The sequence below is a fragment of the Acidocella aminolytica 101 = DSM 11237 genome (assembly GCF_900129125.1).
Lineage (GTDB): Bacteria > Pseudomonadota > Alphaproteobacteria > Acetobacterales > Acetobacteraceae > Acidocella > Acidocella aminolytica.
Genome location: NZ_FQVJ01000010.1, coordinates 1 through 17,012, shown reverse-complemented (window position 1 = coordinate 17,012; position 17,012 = coordinate 1). Strand labels below are relative to the sequence as shown.

General features: G+C 62.3%; 14 protein-coding genes and 1 pseudogene. 5 read left to right on the top strand and 10 right to left on the bottom strand.

Going from position 1 to position 17,012, the window contains the following annotated elements:
- Positions 1-19: 19 nt before the first annotated feature.
- Genes BUB54_RS07110 through BUB54_RS07095 form a run of 4 tightly spaced genes read right to left on the bottom strand, consistent with a single transcriptional unit; the run spans position 20 to position 5,283 of the window.
- Entirely contained in the window at positions 20-691 is a 672-nt protein-coding gene (locus BUB54_RS07110) for a MarC family NAAT transporter (RefSeq protein WP_048877302.1), read from the bottom strand.
- 17 nt (positions 692-708) lie between these two features.
- Positions 709-2,721 carry an NAD-dependent DNA ligase LigA gene (ligA, locus tag BUB54_RS07105; protein WP_048877303.1) on the bottom strand — a complete coding sequence of 671 codons (2,013 nt, stop codon included), beginning with the start codon at positions 2,719-2,721 and terminating at the stop codon, positions 709-711.
- Positions 2,718-4,397 carry a DNA repair protein RecN gene (recN, locus tag BUB54_RS07100; protein ID WP_048877304.1) on the bottom strand — a complete coding sequence of 560 codons (1,680 nt, stop codon included), beginning with the start codon at positions 4,395-4,397 and terminating at the stop codon, positions 2,718-2,720. The genes ligA and recN overlap by 4 nt, the downstream gene beginning before the upstream one ends.
- Positions 4,398-4,404: 7 nt before the next feature.
- A complete protein-coding gene (locus BUB54_RS07095; protein WP_052948268.1) occupies positions 4,405-5,283 on the bottom strand; it encodes an outer membrane protein assembly factor BamD in 879 nt (292 codons plus the stop codon).
- Between the two features lie 263 nt (positions 5,284-5,546).
- Here BUB54_RS07095 and rpsA point away from each other — a divergent pair, with 263 nt between their 5' ends.
- From rpsA to BUB54_RS07085, 3 genes and pseudogenes are all read left to right on the top strand, one after another.
- Entirely contained in the window at positions 5,547-7,277 is a 1,731-nt protein-coding gene (gene rpsA / locus BUB54_RS07090; RefSeq protein ID WP_048877305.1) for a 30S ribosomal protein S1, read from the top strand.
- A gap of 112 nt (positions 7,278-7,389) precedes the next feature.
- Positions 7,390-7,674 (top strand): annotated as a pseudogene (locus BUB54_RS21425) (PAS domain S-box protein); the annotation flags it as partial.
- Positions 7,675-7,703: 29 nt separating this feature from the next.
- Positions 7,704-9,041 (top strand): methyl-accepting chemotaxis protein, encoded by a 1,338-nt coding sequence (locus BUB54_RS07085; protein WP_199444639.1) that lies wholly within the window; start codon positions 7,704-7,706, stop codon positions 9,039-9,041.
- Here the strand turns inward: BUB54_RS07085 and BUB54_RS07080 are convergent.
- From BUB54_RS07080 to BUB54_RS07060, 5 genes are all read right to left on the bottom strand, one after another.
- Positions 9,038-9,649, bottom strand: a complete 612-nt coding sequence (locus BUB54_RS07080) for an FMN-binding negative transcriptional regulator (RefSeq protein ID WP_048877306.1) — start codon at positions 9,647-9,649, stop codon at positions 9,038-9,040. The two genes, BUB54_RS07085 and BUB54_RS07080, sit on opposite strands and share 4 nt — an antisense overlap.
- Positions 9,642-10,505, bottom strand: a complete 864-nt coding sequence (locus tag BUB54_RS07075; RefSeq protein WP_048877307.1) for a D-amino-acid transaminase — start codon at positions 10,503-10,505, stop codon at positions 9,642-9,644. Before BUB54_RS07075 ends, BUB54_RS07080 begins: the two co-directional genes overlap by 8 nt.
- A 3-nt stretch (positions 10,506-10,508) precedes the next feature.
- Positions 10,509-11,297, bottom strand: coding sequence for an ABC transporter ATP-binding protein (locus BUB54_RS07070; protein WP_048877308.1), 789 nt, complete (start codon positions 11,295-11,297; stop codon positions 10,509-10,511).
- Between the two features lie 3 nt (positions 11,298-11,300).
- Positions 11,301-12,206 (bottom strand): ABC transporter permease, encoded by a 906-nt coding sequence (locus tag BUB54_RS07065; RefSeq protein ID WP_052948269.1) that lies wholly within the window; start codon positions 12,204-12,206, stop codon positions 11,301-11,303.
- A 70-nt stretch (positions 12,207-12,276) separates the two neighbouring features.
- The gene (locus BUB54_RS07060) at positions 12,277-12,618 is read right to left on the bottom strand and encodes a hypothetical protein (RefSeq protein WP_048877309.1); all 342 of its coding nucleotides are present in this window, start codon (positions 12,616-12,618) and stop codon (positions 12,277-12,279) included.
- A 167-nt stretch (positions 12,619-12,785) separates the two neighbouring features.
- Between BUB54_RS07060 and BUB54_RS07055 the strand changes: the two genes are divergently transcribed.
- Complete coding sequence (locus BUB54_RS07055; protein WP_048877310.1) at positions 12,786-14,174, top strand: lytic transglycosylase domain-containing protein; 1,389 nt, start codon at positions 12,786-12,788, stop codon at positions 14,172-14,174.
- Positions 14,175-14,221: 47 nt separating this feature from the next.
- On the opposite strand, the gene aroB is transcribed toward BUB54_RS07055, so the two are convergent.
- Positions 14,222-15,865 carry a 3-dehydroquinate synthase gene (gene aroB, locus BUB54_RS07050; RefSeq protein ID WP_048877311.1) on the bottom strand — a complete coding sequence of 548 codons (1,644 nt, stop codon included), beginning with the start codon at positions 15,863-15,865 and terminating at the stop codon, positions 14,222-14,224.
- A 29-nt stretch (positions 15,866-15,894) separates the two neighbouring features.
- On the opposite strand from aroB, the gene BUB54_RS07045 reads away from it, so the two are divergent.
- A complete protein-coding gene (locus BUB54_RS07045) occupies positions 15,895-16,803 on the top strand; it encodes a site-specific tyrosine recombinase XerD (protein WP_048877312.1) in 909 nt (302 codons plus the stop codon).
- Positions 16,804-17,012: the final 209 nt, after the last annotated feature.

The window sequence follows — 17,012 nt, the reverse complement described above, 5'->3', positions numbered from 1 at the left end:
TGTCTTTTGCGCGCCCCGCTTACCCGGCCAGCGCCTGGTGCAATACAGGCACCAGACCGGTAATGGCGATCTGCACCCCAATGCCGAACAGCAGAAACGCCACCAGTCGCGAGACCACCATCTGCCCGGAATGGCCCAGCACCCGCACCATTCGGTCCGAGGCACTGTAGCTAGCCCAGATGATGGCTGAATTGGCCATTACCGCCAGCGCCTCGCCCAGATAAAATAGCCCGGAGGCGGTCAGCTTGTCCGGCCGCGCCGCCGCGAGCGAAATGGTCACCGCGATGGTCCCCGGTCCGGCGGTAAAAGGCAGCGTCAGCGGGAAAAAGGCATAACTGGCCAGATCCTCGTCACTGGCCTCGTTTACCGGTGCGGCGTCTCTTTGTTTACGCTTGGTGGAGCTGTCTGGCACATTCAGCATTTCATAAGCGCGCACGGAAACCACGATACCGCCCGCGATCCGCAGCGCATTCATCGAGATGCCAAAGAAATTCAGGATGTAAGTACCCGCCAGCAGGGCGCAGAGCATGACCACGCAGGAATAGGCCGCCACGCGTTTGGCAAGCGCCTGTTTCTGCATGCTGCTGTGCTCGCCCGCGACATCGTGAAAGATAATGGCGCTGCCGAGCGGGTTGAGAATCGAGAACAGGGCCGTGAAGGCCAGAAGAAACGCCGATATCGCCTGCTCCACCCCCCTCTCCTTTTCTCTTACAGCCCGGCCATATCCCGGAATGCCTGCTCCGACAAAATGGTGATGCCCAGATCAGCCGCTTTCTTGGCTTTGGAGCCCGCATCCTCCCCCACTACCACATAGTCGGTTTTTTTCGAGACGGACTCTGTCACTTTCGCCCCCAGCGCCTCTGCGCGGGCCTTGGCCTCGAGCCGGGCCATGGAGAGCGTGCCGGTGAACACCATCACCTTGCCTGCCAGCGGTGAGTCGATGGCGGCGGCAGCTTCCTCATCCTGTACCCTCACCTCAGCCTCCAGCCGTTCCAGCGTGGCGAGGTTATGCGACTCGGCAAAAAAAGACAGTAAGTCCTGCGCGATGGCGGGGCCGATTCCGGAAATGGAGCCCAGTTCCAGCCGCGCATCGGAGCCAATGACCTGCGCCGCCAGCATCGCCTCTTTCCAATGGGTGTAGGAGCCGTAATGCCGGGCGAGCAGCTTGGCATTATTCTCCCCGATCCGCCTTATGCCCAGCGCGAAGATAAACCGCGCCAGCCCGATCTCCCGCCTCGCGGCAATGGCAGCTGAGAGCTTGGCGGCGGACAGTTCGCCCCAGCCTTCGCGTCTGGCGATTTCCGCCTCATGCGCGGGCAGGCTGAAAATATCCGCTGCCCCGTGCAGCAGCCCGGCATCGTGGAATTCCCGCACCGTCTTTTCGCCCATGCCCTCAATATCGAACGCGCCGCGCGCGCAGAAATGAATCAGCCGCTCCACCACCTGTGCCGGGCAGGTAAGCCCGCCGGTACAGCGGCGCACCACATCGTCATCCACCCGCACTGCCAGCGACCCGCAAACCGGGCAATGGTCTGGGAATTTGAACGGATGCGTATGTGCGCCGCGTTTCAGCACGCCGAGAATTTGCGGAATCACATCGCCCGCGCGCTGAAGCTCGACCGTGTCACCAATCCGCACATCCTTGCGGGCGATCTCGTCCTCATTATGTAGCGTGGCGTAGGTGACCAGCACACCGCCGACATTCACCGGCTTCAGCCGCGCGCGCGGCGTGAGCGCACCGGTGCGGCCCACCTGGATCTCGATATCCTCCAGAACTGTGCTGGCCTTTTCGGCGGGAAATTTCCAAGCCACGGCCCAGCGCGGCGCACGGCCCACAAAGCCAAGCCGGTTCTGCAAGGCAAGATCGTTCACTTTATAGACTACGCCATCAATATCGTAAGGCAGCGCGGCGCGTTCGGCCCCCATCTCGGCCTGGAAGAGCTCGGTCCCGCCTTCCTTCACCAGCCGGGAGAGTGGGTTCACGGCAAACCCCCAGCGTTTCAGCGTTGCCAGATAATCCCAATGGGTTTGCGCTACGGGAACGGAGGCTTCCCCCTGCGCGTAAGCAAACAAAGAGAGTTTACGCTTAGCGGTGATGGAGGGATCCAACTGCCGCAAGCTGCCCGCCGCCGCATTACGCGGATTGGCGAACTGCCGCGCCTGCGATTCATTCAGCGCCAGAAAATCCGCCTTGGACATATAAACCTCGCCGCGGATCTCAATGAAATCCGGCGCGTCATGCGGCAATTCCCGGGGCAGGCTGGCCAGGGTGAGGATATTGGCGGTGACATCCTCGCCTTCTGTCCCGTCGCCACGGGTGGCGGCACGAACGAATAAGCGGTTCTCGTAGGTCAGGGAGATCGAAAGTCCATCCATCTTCGGCTCGGCGACAAACTCCAGCGCCTCATCCTTCAAGCCCAGAAACCGCCTGATCCGGGCAATGAAATCCTCAAACTCCACCTCATCGAATACGTTATCCAAGGAGAGCATGGGCGTGCGGTGGATGACCTTCCGAAAGCCCGAGGCGGGCTTGGCGCCCACCTGCGTCAGCGCCTTGGCTTGGCCGCGCCAGTCCGGGTGGGCGGCCAAAATCGCCTCTGCTTCTCGGCGCAGGGAATCATAGGCCGCGTCGGTAATCTCCGGCGCGTCATGTTCGTGGTAGGCAGTGTTGGCAGCTTCAATTTGCGCCAGCAGCGCGTTGAGTTTGTCTTTGTCGTTCATCTCGTCAACAGGCTCTCGGCGGCCTGCCTTGCAGCCTCGGTCACGCTCTCGCCAGAGAGCATACGTGCAATTTCCTCGCGGCGTTCGGCCTCGGTCAAAATCTTCACCTCGGTCACGGCACGGCCAGCGGATTCACGTTTCTGTACCCGCATCTGCGCCGCCGCACGGGCGGCCACTTGCGGGGAGTGAGTGACCACCAGCACCTGCACATCTTCCGCCACACGGGCCAGACGCTCGCCTACCGCCGCCGCCGTGGCGCCGCCAATGCCGGAATCGACCTCGTCAAAAATCAGCGTCTCGTTATCCGCCCCGGCGGAGAGCACCACTTTCATCGCCAACATCAAGCGGGAGAGTTCGCCGCCGGAGGCGATTTTGTCCAACGCACCAGGCTCCTCGCCCGGATTGGTGGCAATAAGGAACCGTATGGCATCCGCCCCGCGCGGACCCCATTGCGGCTCCGGCAGCATCGCGCGCTCCACTACAAAGCGGGCGCGTTCCAACTTTAACGGCTGCAGTTCAGCGCCAATGGCTTTTTCCAGCCTGGCCGCCGCGCGGGCGCGCTGGTCCGAGAGGCTGGCGGCTTTCTCGACATATACGCCCCGCAGCCGCGCGGTTTCCGTGGTGAGGGCGACAATGTCCGCCACACCGCTTTCCAGCGCCACCAGCCGCGCGCGCAGCTCCCGGAAAAAGGCTGGCAATTCCGACACCGGCACACCATGCTTGCGGGCGGCGGCGCGCAGGGCGAACAGCCGTTCCTCCGTGGCTTCCAAAGCGCGCGGGTCATCTTCCTCGGAGGCTGCCAGACGCTCCAGAAAATCCTCTGCCTCGGCCAGAGCAATCTCGGCGCGCTCAATAGCCGCCATAGCCGGGCCAGCGGGGTTTACATGGCCAGCGGGCACGGTAATGCGCGCCACCGCCCGCGCCGCCGCACGCAAGGCGGCGGCGGGGCCATCCTTGCGCCGGTCCTTGGGCCGCAGCTCAGTCATGGCGCTTGCAATGGCCTCGGCTCGGCGTTCGCCCGCCTGCAAGCGCAGACGCTCGGCGGCCAAAGCCTCCTCCTCACCTTCAACCGGAGCCAGCTGCTCCAGCTCGGATGCCGCATGGCGGAGAAACTCTTCCTCCTTGGCGGTTTCCTCAATCCGGCGTTCCGCCTCCGCCAGGCGGGCGGCGGAATCCCGCCAGGATCTATACGCGGCAACAACCTCCGCGCGCTTGGCCTCCGGTACGCCAAACGCATCCAACAGCGCGATATGATGCGCCGGGTCCGCCAGCCCCACCTGCTCATGCTGACCCTGCACCTCGATCAACAGCGCGGTAAGGCTTTTCAGGAACGCGACACTCACCGGCTGATCGTTCACCAGGGCGCGGGAGCGGCCATCCCGCGTGACGATACGCCGCACCAGAATTTCTCCGCCCGAATCGAGCCCCTGCTCGGCCAGCAGACCATGCACGGGATGTGTGGATTCGGCCGAGAAGCTGGCAGCCACTACGGCCTGCGCGGCACCGGCTCGGATCAGCCCGGAATCGGCGCGGGCGCCCAAAGCGAGACCCAGACTGTCCAGCAAGATAGACTTACCGGCACCTGTTTCACCCGTAAGCGCCGTCAGCCCGGCGGCAAAATGCAGATCGAGCCGCTCGATCAGCACCACATCGCGGATCGAGAGGCTATTCAGCATTGCTGTGTCAGAATGGCCAGTACCAAGGATGCTTAGGCTCAACGGGCTTCGCCATGGCGACTTTGTCGCCATTGGCGTCAGCCTCGTCCGCTTTATTCACCAGCCCTTTGGATTTCAGGTGATCATAAGCGGCCTCGTACCAGGAGCTACCAGGATAATTATACCCAAGCACCGAGGCAGTGCGCAGAGCCGGGTCGGTCAGACCGAGATCCAGATACACCTCAACCATACGTTCCAGCGCTTCGGGGGCGTAGGTGGTGGTCTGATAGGTGTTCGAAACCTCCTGATACCGGCCGATGGCGGCGGCGTACAGATGCTGCTTTTCGTAATAACGGCCAATCGACATATCGTGCCCGGCGAGGCGGTTATAGGCCAAGCGCATCTTGATACGTGCATCGCGGGCATAGGCGCTGTTCGGGAAGCGGGACACCACGTCCTGCAGGGCCTGAATGGCCTCATAGGTGCTGGTCTGGTCGCGCTGCACGCCATCAATCTGCTCGTAATAACAGAGCGATTTCAGGTAGTAGGCGTAAGCGACCTCGCTATTTTCGGGGTGCAGCTGGATGAAACGGTTCAGCGTGCTGATCGCGTCATCGTAATTCATTTGCTTATACTGCGAATATGCCGTCAGGATTTCCGCGTGGGTGGACCAGGTGGAGTACGGATAGGTCTCCTGCAGCGCGTTGAAATCCTTCACCGCGATATCGTAATCGCCCTTCTGCATCCGCCCGACGGCGGTGGCGTAAGCCTGCCCCGGCGGCGGCAGGGCGCCGCTGGCAAAGTCCCCCAGCGACGCATCACTTTTGGAGGAGCTTGAACAAGAGGCCAGGGCAAGGCCAAGGGCAAGCAGGGACAGGCGGACGAGGCCGGAGCGGAGATGTGTCATCGCGTCCGGCTTATAGCAGCTAATCCACGAACATGAAGCCTGACGATGGCGTCCCGCGCGCCCGCGCCCGCACGGAATGACAAAAACCATAAATTTCGGCGGTTTTTCTTGACTTATTGGCCATCGGGTCTAAACAACTTCGCATCTCTCAACCGGACATCCCTGGTTAAGCTCGGGATGCTCTAGTCGTTGCCTGAAGTTTAGGCCGCGCACACCCAAACCGGGCCAAACTTGGTCCGTTTTTCAAGGACATATTCAGCCACATGGCTTCTTCCACTGCCCTCCGTCACTCGGACGCGCCCGCCTACACCGGTGCCGACGATTTTGCCGCCCTGCTCGACGCTTCCCTCGGCAGCAATACTGGTTTTGAAGGTTCCGTCATTACCGGCCGCGTGCTGCGCATTGACGATGATTTCGTGATTGTCGATGTCGGACTGAAGTCCGAAGGCCGCGTGCCGCTGCGCGAGTTCGCCCCTGTCGGTGCCAAGCCCGAGGTGAACCCCGGCGACGTATACGACCTGTTCATCGAGCGTTACGAGGACAAGGACGGCGCGATGGTGCTGTCCCGCGAGAAGGCCCGCCGCGAGGAAAGCTGGACCCAGCTTGAAAAAGCGTTCGAAGTCCAGACCCGCGTGAACGGCGTGATCCATGGCCGCGTCAAGGGCGGTTTCACCGTCGACCTCGGCGGCGCCACGGCGTTCTTGCCCGGCTCCCAGGTCGATATCCGCCCCGTGCGCGATGTTGCCCCCCTGATGGGCGTGGCCCAGCCCTTCCAGATTCTGAAGATGGACCGCCAGCGCGGCAACATCGTCGTGTCCCGCCGCGCAGTGCTGGAAGAAACACGTGCGGAGCAGCGCTCCGAGCTGATCACCGGCCTGAAGGAAGGTCAGATCCTCGACGGCGTGGTCAAGAACATCACCGATTACGGTGCGTTCGTGGACCTGGGCGGTGTCGATGGCCTGCTGCACGTGACCGACATCGCCTGGAAGCGCATCAATCACCCGGCCGAGGCGCTGACCATCGGCCAACCGGTCAAGGTGCAGGTGATCCGCTTCAATGCCGACACCCAGCGCATCTCGCTGGGCATGAAGCAGCTTGAGGCTGATCCGTGGGAAGGCGTGGAATTCAAGTACCCGCCCGGAATCAAGGTCACCGGCCGCGTCACCAACATCACCGATTATGGTGCTTTCGTGGAGCTGGAGCCGGGCGTCGAAGGTCTGGTGCACGTTTCCGAAATGTCCTGGACCAAGAAGAATGCCCATCCGGGCAAGATTGTTGCCACCTCTCAGGAAGTGGAAGTGGTTGTGCTGGATGTCGACGCCTCCAAGCGCCGCATCTCGCTGGGCTTGAAGCAGGTGCAGCGCAACCCGTGGGAAGAGTTCCAGGATGAGCACCCGATCGGCTCCATCGTGGAGGGCGAGATTCGCAACATCACCGAGTTCGGCCTGTTCATCGCGGTCGGCCCGGAGATCGACGGCATGATCCACATGTCCGACCTCTCCTGGGAAGAGACCGGCGAGCAGGCGATCGCCAAGTACAACAAGGGCGATTTGGTCAAGGCCAAGGTGCTGGACGTGGATGTCGAGAAGGAGCGCATCTCTCTGGGCATCAAACAGCTTGAGGTCGACCCGGCCGCTGGCGTGCTGGACCGTATCCACAAAAACCAGGTCGTCACCTGCGTGGTCACCGCCGTGCAGTCCAACGGCATCGAGGTGAAGGTGGACGACGTGCTGACCGGCTTCATCCGCCGTGCCGAGTTGGCGCGCGACAAGGCCGAGCAGCGTCCCGAGCGCTTTGGCGTGGGCGACAAGGTCGATGCCAAGATCACCGCGGTGGACCGCGCGGCCCGCAAGCTGCAGTTGACCATCAAGGGCAAAGAGATCGACGAAGACAAGCAGGCGATCTCCGAGTACGGCTCCTCCGACTCTGGCGCCTCACTGGGCGACATTCTGGGTGCGGCCATCCGCCGCCGCAACCAGCAGACCGAAGACTAATCCTTCCCCGCAAAGGGAACGGATCCGGCCCGGCAGCGCAAGCTGCCGGGTTTTTTGTTTGCCCGCCATTAACCTCGAATTAACAGACGCCCGCCTATCCAGACAAAATCATATGCGGGAAGAGGCCATACCCATGCTTGCTCCAAACCCGCTCAAACTCATCCAAGACTCCCAAACCTTCCGTGCCGTACGCAACAGTTTCGCCGTTATCGAATTCACCCACCAGGGCATTATTCTGGACGCTAACAGGCTCTTTCTGGAAACGACCGGCTACAGGCTGGCGGAACTGGTGGGGCAGCATCACCGCATTCTCATGCCCCCCAAAGCCGCCGACAGCCCCGAATATGCCGCCTTCTGGGACAAGCTCGCCAACGGCACCTTCACCACCGGCCAATATCATCGAGTGGATAAAGCCGGGCGGGATTTATGGCTCAACGCGTCCTATATACCCCGGTCCGCGGGCGCAACAGCAAGGTTAAGAAAGTCGTCAAGCTGGCACTGGACATCACGCAGCCACACGAAAAAGCGGCGGAGGATCTCGTCATCCTCAACGCCATCTACCGTTCCCAGGCGGTGATCAGCTTCAAGCCGGACGGCCCGATTCTGGAGGCGAATGAGAATTTCCTCGCCACCGTCGGCTACCGGCTGGAGGAGACTAAAGGCCAGCATCACCGCATGTTCGTGGAGCCCGACTTCGCCGCCAGCCCGGATTACGCGCAATTCTGGCAAAGGCTGAACGACGGCGATTTTTTCTCGGCCGATTATCACCGCATCGGCAAAGGCGGGAGGGATATCTGGTTGCAGGCGAGCTATAACCCCGTGTTCAACGCAAAGGGGCAAGTGGTGAAAATCGTCAAATTCGCCACGGACCTTTCCGAGCGCATGGAAAATATTCAGCAAATCGGCCAAGGGCTGGAGGAGCTGGCCAAGGGCAATCTGCAAACGCGCCTCAGCCGCCCTCTGATCCCCTCCATCGACAGGCTGCGCGGGGATTTCAACAACGCCGCGGCCGCCTTTCAGGCCACGATGCGGGATATTTCTATTTCGGCCGAAAGCATTCTGCAAACATCGGCGGCGGTCAACGAATCCGCGGGGCAGCTTTCACAACGGGCTGAACGCCAAGCAGCCAGCCTGGAGGAAACCGCCGCGGCGCTGGAGGAAATTACCACCACCGTGCGTAAATCCGCCGAGATCGCGCACCGCATGCGCGCCATGGCGGGCAAGGCGCGCGGGGATACTGAAAGCTCCGGCCAGGTCGCGGGCAAGGCCGTGCTGGCCATGGGCAAGATTGACGACAGCTCCGTGAAGATAGCCAACATTATCGGCGTGATTGACGAGATCGCCTTCCAGACCAATCTGCTTGCCCTCAATGCCGGGGTGGAGGCCGCCCGCGCGGGTGCTGCCGGGCGCGGCTTCGCCGTGGTCGCCACGGAGGTGCGTGCCCTGGCCCAGCGCTCCGCCGAAGCCGCGAAGGAGATTAAGGCGCTTATCGCCGGGCATGTGCTTGAGATCGACAACGCCGTCGGGGCCGCCACCGCCAGCGCGCAGGAGCAATCAGCCGGGTTGGGTCAGGTAAACAGCGCGGTTAACCAGATGGACCAAATGACCCAGGCCAACGCCGCCATGGCCGAGGAAGCCGCCGCCGCCAGCCTAACCCTGGAGCACGATGCTGAAAACATCTCCCGCCTGCTGGCCAGGTTCAATACCGGCGGGGTGACGCACCGCCCTGCCCGCGCCCACAAGGCTAAAGAGGAGGCTGTCTAGCGGCGGCGCTTCATGGAATCCGCCAGAGCGGGGTTTACCCGCGCCGCTCCGGCGATCACGCCATCCTGGTCGGCTTGGCTGCGGTTCTGGCTGAGCTTCGCCTTGCCTTCCAGCTTAGTGATGGTCAGCACCAGCCCAACAATGCCCTTCAACTGCGCCGCAATGTAATCGTCCGGCGCGTCAGACACCGCCCAGGGGTGCGCCCGGCCTTGCTCATGCCGGTTGGTCAGGGCCGTTACAATCTCCAGCAACGGCTCAGGCGCTTCCACGATGGAAAGCCGCCCAGTGGCATGGACCACGCTGTAATTCCAGGTAGGCACCACCCGGCCATGCTCCTCCTTGGCGGGATACCAGGAGGGGCTGACATACCCTTCCGCCGCCGTGAAGACCGCCAGTGAGTCCTGCGCCGGGTCAAAATCCCGCCAATGGAAATTGCCCTTCGCCACATGGCCGACCAGCCTGTCCGGCGCCTGGAACAAAAGCGGCAGATGCGTGGCCAGCAGGCCGCCGCCACGCGCGGGCGAGACCAGCACCGGCAAAGAGGAAGCGCACATGATGGCGTGCAGCGCCTCATCTCGGGTTTCAGCAAAGGCGGGCGGGTTATACATCGGCGCCCTGCTCCTTCAGCCGGGCCAGATAGCGCGTGTAAAGCCGGCTGGCCACAAGCCCTGGCGCGCCGTTGCCCACGGGCGCGCCATCCAGCCGCGTGATGGGCTTCACGAAGGAGGTCGCGCTGGTCATGAACACCTCCCGAGCCCCGCGCAGCGCTTCCACTGAAAACCCTTCCTCGCGGAACGTCACGCCCTCCGCCGCTACGTCCGCCAGCAAGGCCGCGCGGGTGCAGCCGGGCAGCACGCGCTGGTCCAGTGCGCGGGTGCGCAGTACATTATCGGCGCCTACAATCCAGATGGAACTCGACGCGCCTTCCGTCACCATGCCTGTTGTGTCGAACAAGATCGCTTCCAGCGCTCCGGCCTGTTTCGCCGCCTCGCGCGCCAGGGCATTGGGCAGCAGGTTGATGGATTTGATATCGCACCGGCCCCAACGTTCATCTGGCAGGGTAATGGCGGCAGCGTGCCAGCCAGCGAGTCCTTCGGGCGGGGCGGGCTTGGGGCGCACGGTCATGGTCAAAGCGGGACGTCGCGCGGCTGGAAACGCATGGTCCCGTGGCGCCACGCCGCGTGTGAGCTGCAGATAAATCAGCCCCGTCCCCACCCGGTTGCGGCGCATGAGTTCCTGAATCACCACCCGCAGGGCTGCATCGCTCATCGGCGCCGCCAGCCCAATCTCGCCCCGGCTACGGGTCAGGCGCGCAAAATGCAGCGCCTCGTCAATCAACCGGCCGTGATAAGCGTAAAACACCTCGTAGATGCCATCGCCAAACTGATAGCCGCGATCCTCGATATTCACACTGGCCTCAGCCAGCTTTACATAACGCCCATTCACATAGGCGATGCGAGCCATAGTTCAGGCCGCCGCCACTTGTTCAGCCGCCGCCTTAGCCTGCTGAAACTGGTCCGGGGGCAAATAGGCGGCGAGAATTTCCTCCGGCGCGCCATCCATCCTGATGCGCCCGCCTTCCATCCAGATCAGCCGGTTGCACCATTGCATCAGAATGGCCGGATTATGGGAGGAGAGCACCAGAATCTCTGCACTGCCGACCATTGTTTCCAGCCGCTCCCGCGCCTTGCCCAAAAACGCCGCGTCGCCCGCAAGAATCCACTCATCCATCAGCAGAATCTGCGGATGAATGGCGGTGGCCAGTGCAAAGCCGAGCCGCACCACCATGCCGGACGAATAGGTCCGCACCGGCAGGCTAAGAAACTCGCCCAGATCCGCGAATTGCGCCACATCCTCTTGCAACTTCTTGATCTGCGCTTCCGAATAGCCCGAGAACAACGCGCGCAGACGGATATTCTCGTTCCCGGTCAGTTCGAAATTCATGCCCTGGCCGGGGTCCAGAAGTGCCGTCACCCGGCCTTCAATGGTAATCTTCCCGTTCACCGGCTCATAAATGCCCGCCATGGTACGCAGCAGCGTGGTCTTGCCTGCTCCGTTGGAGCCTATAAAGCCCAGCCTGTCCCCCGTGCCTAACGCGAAGGACACATCCCGCAGTGCCTCCACGGTGATACGGTGTTTGGAATCCTGCCCCATCCGCCCGGAGGCGGCGGCAAACACAGTTTTCTTTAGACTGCGGCTTTCTCCGTGATAAAGCGGAAACGAGACAGAGACATTTTCGATCTGTAATTTCGCCACGACTCAGACCCAATACGGAACGCGCGCTCGGGCACGCACGAAAAACAGCAGAGACAGCACAATCAGCACAGCCGAGTAGCAGAGCGCATTGGCCCAGGCCGCCGTGTCCAGCGCATGGCCTAACAGCGGGCCGCGCAGGATTTGCAGCATCCCGTAGAACGGGTTGAAGTCGATCAAGGCCAGCGCGAAGCCCACGTTGCGATGCATCAGCATGTCCGGGCTCCACATGATCGGCGTGACGTAAAACGCGATCTGCATGATGCTCCCGACAATCGGCGGCACATCCCGGAAGCGCGCACCAATCAGCCCCAGCAGCAGGGTCACGGCAAAGGCATCCAGCGTCCATAACGCCAGCGCGGGCAACACGCTAAGCAAAGACCAGCCAAAATGCGGCGGATAGATCAGGAACACTACCGCGATAACCGGCAGGTTATGGGCCAGCACGAACAGATTGCGCAACATCACCCGCGCGGCATGCAGGGTGTGAGGCGTGCGTTGGGAGTGTATGGCATTCGCCGCACCGGAGAGGCAGGTCGAGCCCTCCGCCGTGATGGTGCTGATGAAACCCCACAGCACCAGGGAGGTCGCCAGAAACGGCAGATATCCCGCCACGTCCTGACGGAACAGTTGGGCATACACAAACCCCATGGCCCCAATCATCACGCCGGTAGAGAGGGTGAGCCAGAACGGCCCCAGCAACGACCCTCGATAACGCAGCTTGATGTCGAACAGGCTGAGCGTCCAGACTAGTGACCAGAGCCGCAGCATCTGCCCGATATCGTCAAAAGCGGAGGCAACCCGCATACGCAGGCTGTGCGAGGCGGCAATAACAACCGCCTTGGAGGCCGGCTTAGGAAACCGGGGCAGGGCTGTGCCAGTTTGACCAGAGTCCGGTGCAAGCATATTCATGTGCAGCCGATAGCCGATGCATGGTCTGGCATCAACGCCCTGAGCTTTTCATGAAGCATATATAATCGCTTTACCGGGCGGTGATGCGCATCTGCGGCGTTTCCGTGATTACCACGCGGCTACCGGGCACCAACGTGGCGGGTGCCACGCCAGGCGGGGGCACCAGCGTTTTCACAGAGCCGTCGGCCAGTTGCACCACAATCTCGCGCGCCCCTTGCTGTGGCACGTCATTGGGCTGGCCCAGCGCCTGCATAATCCGCGCCGTCGCGGGGCCGCCCGCCACGGCGCGCACGGCCAACACCTTGCCGGTATAACTGACACCCTGCGCGCTATAGCGCGCTCCGTCCTGCGGCGCCGCGCAGCCCGCGAGCACACCAAACCCAAGACACATAATGGCGGATAAACAGCGCATAATTGCTTGCTAGCACGCCCGCCCGTCATTCCGGTAGCGCCCCGGTTACAGGTTTTTCTTGCTCCATGTTTTATGCTCGTTTAAGAGGTTATAACGCCTTTTTTAAGCCATCATTGAGCGAAATACCGTAAGCTGATGGCGGGTTGACTGCGTGGAGGCTTCTAACCTTGGGTTCAACCAGAATTCTGGCCAGCGGCTTCGCTCGGAAAGTAGCGAAATTGAAGCCTGGTCTTGTCGCTGGATGCGCCGGGCTGGCGCTGCTTTCAGCCTGCGCGGGCGGTCATGGCTCGCGCTATGCGGGTGAGGATACGGCCTATTATCTGGCCCACGCGTCGCACAGCTATAAACCGCCCGGTCCACCGAGCGACCCGTGGGGGCCGTATATCAAAATCGCCGCCCAACATTTCGACGTGCCGCAAATGTGGATCCGTCAGGTCATGCGCGTCGAATCCGGCGGGCACGAATATAGCGGCGGGCATCTCATCGTCTCCTCCGCCGGGGCGATGGGACTGATGCAGCTCGAACCCGGCACCTATCAGGAGATGGCCGAGCGTTACGGGCTGGGCAACGACCCGTTCAACCCGCTCGACAATATTATGGCCGGGGCAGCGTATATTCATGAAATGTACCAGATTTACGGCTCACCAGGCTTCCTCGCGGCGTATAATGCCGGGCCCGGGCGGCTGGATTCCTATATAAATTATCACCGCCCGCTGCCGGACGAGACCAAAAACTACGTGGCGATGATCGCCCCGAATATCGACGGCTATTACCCCAAACACCGCTCCCCGGCTGATGAGCTAGCACTGAATACCGAACCGATGGGCCGCGATGGCGGGATTCTGCCTCGTGGTTTCACGCCAGAAGCACCAACCCCGTCCCAGCTTTCCGCCCCGGTTGAAATCGCTTCCCTTGCACCGGCGGAGGAGGAGCAAGCCAGCGCGCCGGTTTCTGTGCCGGTATCCTCCATCATGCCCCAGGTGGCGCAGATTGAGAGCGCCCGCGCCCAACAGGCCGCCGCAGTGCAGGCTTCGTCCCTGCCGCCGGCACCGCCCGTGCAAGCGCCACGCGCTCCCGCCCTTCCGGTGCCGCCGCCTGCGCCGGTGCGCATGGCCTCCGCGATTTACACGCCGCACAGCGCCCTGCCGCCACCGCCGCCCCGGCAGGCCAGCATGGTGCTGGCCAGCAACACGCTGCCCGTTCCGCCCCCGGCTCCCAGCCCGCACCGCTTCTCGATCATCCCGTCCGCGATGGCGGCCACGCCCCCGCGCGAGCAAGTGGCGTTCAACTCGTCCGGCGGGTCGAGCTGGGGGATTCAGGTGGGCGCGTATGACAGCTCCTCCAACGCCAAGGCCGCGCTTGGCATGGCGGAACTGACCGGCGCCAATATTCTCCATAAGGCGCAGCCGGTTGTGATGACCATTCACACCGGCGGCAGTACCAAATACCGTGCGCGCTTTGTGGGCCTTCAACACGATGAAGCGGTAAACGCCTGCAACCGCCTCTCAGGCGGGCCGACGGGTTGTGAAGTACTCTCGCCCGACGCACAGTCTTAAAATGTCGCGGGGGCTTCTGGCTGAAACCTCCGCGACTTTAACTCTGGTCATACCGCGCCGTTGGCCAGCAATGTGGCGCGCACCGCGTCTTCCGGAACATCACCGCTGGTGAAAGCCCGTCCGATACCCCGCTGCAGCACAAAATGCAGCTTGCCGCCGCGGTTTTTCTTGTCCAGCTTCATATGTGCCAGCAGCTTGTCCGCCGGCAGCGCCTGAATCCGCACCGGCAAGCCTGTTTCTGATAGATGCTGGGCGATACGCGGCGGGTCCTCCTGCGGTGCCAGCCCCAAGGCGGCGGAGAGATGCGCGGCAAGAACCAGCCCCGTCGCCACCGCCTCGCCATGCAGCAGCCGGCCGTCATAGCCGGTTTCCGCCTCCAGCGCGTGCGCAAAAGTATGGCCGAGATTCAGTAGCGCGCGACCATCATTCGGCTTTGTTTCGCGCTCATCATCCCCCACCACGCGGGCTTTGAACCGCACCGCATGTTCAATCGCCTGGGCCAGCGCGTCCTTGTCGTTTTGCAGCAACGCCTGGCCGTGCGCCTCGCACCAATTATAAAAACCCGCATCCGAGATGAGCCCGGTTTTCACGATCTCGGCATAGCCCGCCGCGCGCTCACGCGGTGACAGCGTGTCCAGCACGCCGGTATCGGCCAGCACCAACAGTGGCTGGTAAAACGCGCCAATGAGGTTCTTGCCATGGACGGAGTTGATGCCGGTTTTGCCGCCCACGGAGCTATCCACCTGCGCCAGCAACGTTGTGGGAATCTGCACGAACGGTACCCCGCGCATGGCCGAGGCGGCGGCAAAACCGGCCAGATCCCCGACCACGCCACCGCCCAGCGCGATGATGGTGGTTTTGCGGTCGATCCTCGCCGCCAGCAGATCTTCAATCAGCTTTTGCCAGGCAGCAAAGCTCTTGGACGCCTCCCCCGGCGGCACGACGAAGCTCTGATGCGCAATGCCGACTTCATCCAGGCTGGCGGTAAGCGTGTGCAGATGCAGCTCGGCAACATGCTCATCCGTCACAATAAAACAGCGCGACTGCGGCAATAGTGGCGCCATCAGCGCTCCAGCCCTGGCAAGCAACCCGCCGCCGATCAACACGTCATAGCTGGAATGGCTAAGCTGGACCTCCACGCGGCGCGGGCTGCTGTAGGTCTCGATGGCGCTGGCGACATTTGCTGTGGTCACGTGCGGAGGGTCCTCTGATCCGTCAACGATGATATCAGCCAGCGCATAGACGGGGCTGCGCACGGCGGAAAGTTTTTCCAGTATCTCAGCTGGATTGCCCGTATTCAGCAAGGGCCGGTGGGTGCGCCCGGCAGTGCGCTGCACCAGCACCGGAATCGGGCAACGCAGCCAGACGGAAGTCGCCCGCACGCGGATCGCCTCGCGGGTTTCCGGATCCATAAACGCCCCGCCGCCTGTGGCCAGCACAATCCGTCCATTGCTGAGCAGGCGCTGGATCACCCGCTTCTCCCCGGCCCGAAACGCTGCCTCGCCATGGGTTTTGAAAATCTCGGCAATGGTCATGCCTGCCGCACGTTCAATTTCTTCGTCGGCATCGTAAAAAGGTAGACCCAGCAAGGCCGCGAGGCGCTTGCCAATGGCGGTCTTACCTGCGCCCATCAGGCCGACCAGAACAATGCTGCGTTCCGCCGCCGGGGCTGTTTGACTATTGAGTGACATCGGCGCGGACGCTTATCACATAGAGTGCCATGACGTTAGAGCCAGACGCCCGCCTTGATGCCTTTTTGGAGATGTTGGCCGCCGAGCGCGGCGCGGCCACCAACACGCTGGACTCCTACCGCGCAGATTTGCTGGATTTCAGCGCTTTTCTGGGCAACGGCAATACGCTTTCCGGCGCCGGGGCGGCGGAGATTGTACGCTATATGCAGTGGCTTGGCGCTTCCGACATGGCCGCCAGAACCCAGGCGCGCCGCCTTTCGGCTCTGAAACAATTTTTTCTATTCCTGCTGCGCGAGGGTGCGCGGGAGGACAACCCAGCCGCCGAGATAAGCGCACCCAAACTGCCCAAGACCCTGCCTAAATATCTCAGCGAGAGCGAGGTGGACACCCTGCTGGAAGCCGCGCGCGGCATGGACGGGCTGCCGGGCTTAAAAGCCGTGGCAGGACTTGAGATTCTCTACTCCACCGGGCTGCGCGTGACGGAAATGCTGTCTCTGCGCGCCAGCGCCCTCAGCACGGATGCAATGATGCTGCTCATCAAGGGCAAAGGCGGCAAGGAGCGCATGATCCCGCTGTCAGACGCCGCCCGCCAAGCCGCCAGCGCCCTGCGCGCTTCCTCTCCTGCCAAGGCACGCTATCTGTTCGCCGGGCGAGATATTATGAAACCCATGACGCGCCAGGGCTTCGCGCTGCTGCTGAAACAGGCGGCCATCGATGCCGGGCTGGACCCCGCACGGCTCTCCCCGCATGTGCTGCGGCATTCCTTCGCCTCGCATTTGCTGGCGCACGGAGCGGACTTACGGGCGCTGCAAAAGCTGCTTGGACATGCGGACATCGCCACCACCGAGATTTACACTCATGTTCTGGCGGAGCGGCTGCAAAAGCTGGTGCAGGCACATCATCCGCTGGCGGCGGGCTTTAAGCCGGCAGGAGGCTGAGCCACAGCCGCGTCAGCAATGTGCCGCGCAGCTTAGTTTCATACGGGCGGATTTAATCGCGCATCGCCCCGGCATGGCACACGGCGCCGAAACTGGCGTGCGCCAGCCTTGTCTCCCGTTATCCGAAACCTACGCATACCTGCCCCTAGCTGATTAAAGCTACTCAGCAGCCATGCTGTTCGGTTCCTGCTTCACCGGGGACCGTTTCA

What these genes read in the sequence shown, in the direction of transcription:
- ligA (WP_048877303.1), bottom strand. Translation starts at nt 2,721, where the DNA reads ATGAACGACAAAGACAAACTCAACGCGCTGCTGGCGCAAATTGAAGCT.
- recN (WP_048877304.1), bottom strand. Translation starts at nt 4,397, where the DNA reads ATGCTGAATAGCCTCTCGATCCGCGATGTGGTGCTGATCGAGCGGCTC.
- BUB54_RS07095 (WP_052948268.1), bottom strand. Translation starts at nt 5,283, where the DNA reads ATGACACATCTCCGCTCCGGCCTCGTCCGCCTGTCCCTGCTTGCCCTT.
- rpsA (WP_048877305.1), top strand. Translation starts at nt 5,547, where the DNA reads ATGGCTTCTTCCACTGCCCTCCGTCACTCGGACGCGCCCGCCTACACC.
- BUB54_RS07085 (WP_199444639.1), top strand. Translation starts at nt 7,704, where the DNA reads ATGGCTCAACGCGTCCTATATACCCCGGTCCGCGGGCGCAACAGCAAG.
- BUB54_RS07080 (WP_048877306.1), bottom strand. Translation starts at nt 9,649, where the DNA reads ATGTATAACCCGCCCGCCTTTGCTGAAACCCGAGATGAGGCGCTGCAC.
- BUB54_RS07075 (WP_048877307.1), bottom strand. Translation starts at nt 10,505, where the DNA reads ATGGCTCGCATCGCCTATGTGAATGGGCGTTATGTAAAGCTGGCTGAG.
- BUB54_RS07065 (WP_052948269.1), bottom strand. Translation starts at nt 12,206, where the DNA reads ATGAATATGCTTGCACCGGACTCTGGTCAAACTGGCACAGCCCTGCCC.
- BUB54_RS07060 (WP_048877309.1), bottom strand. Translation starts at nt 12,618, where the DNA reads ATGCGCTGTTTATCCGCCATTATGTGTCTTGGGTTTGGTGTGCTCGCG.
- aroB (WP_048877311.1), bottom strand. Translation starts at nt 15,865, where the DNA reads ATGTCACTCAATAGTCAAACAGCCCCGGCGGCGGAACGCAGCATTGTT.
- BUB54_RS07045 (WP_048877312.1), top strand. Translation starts at nt 15,895, where the DNA reads ATGACGTTAGAGCCAGACGCCCGCCTTGATGCCTTTTTGGAGATGTTG.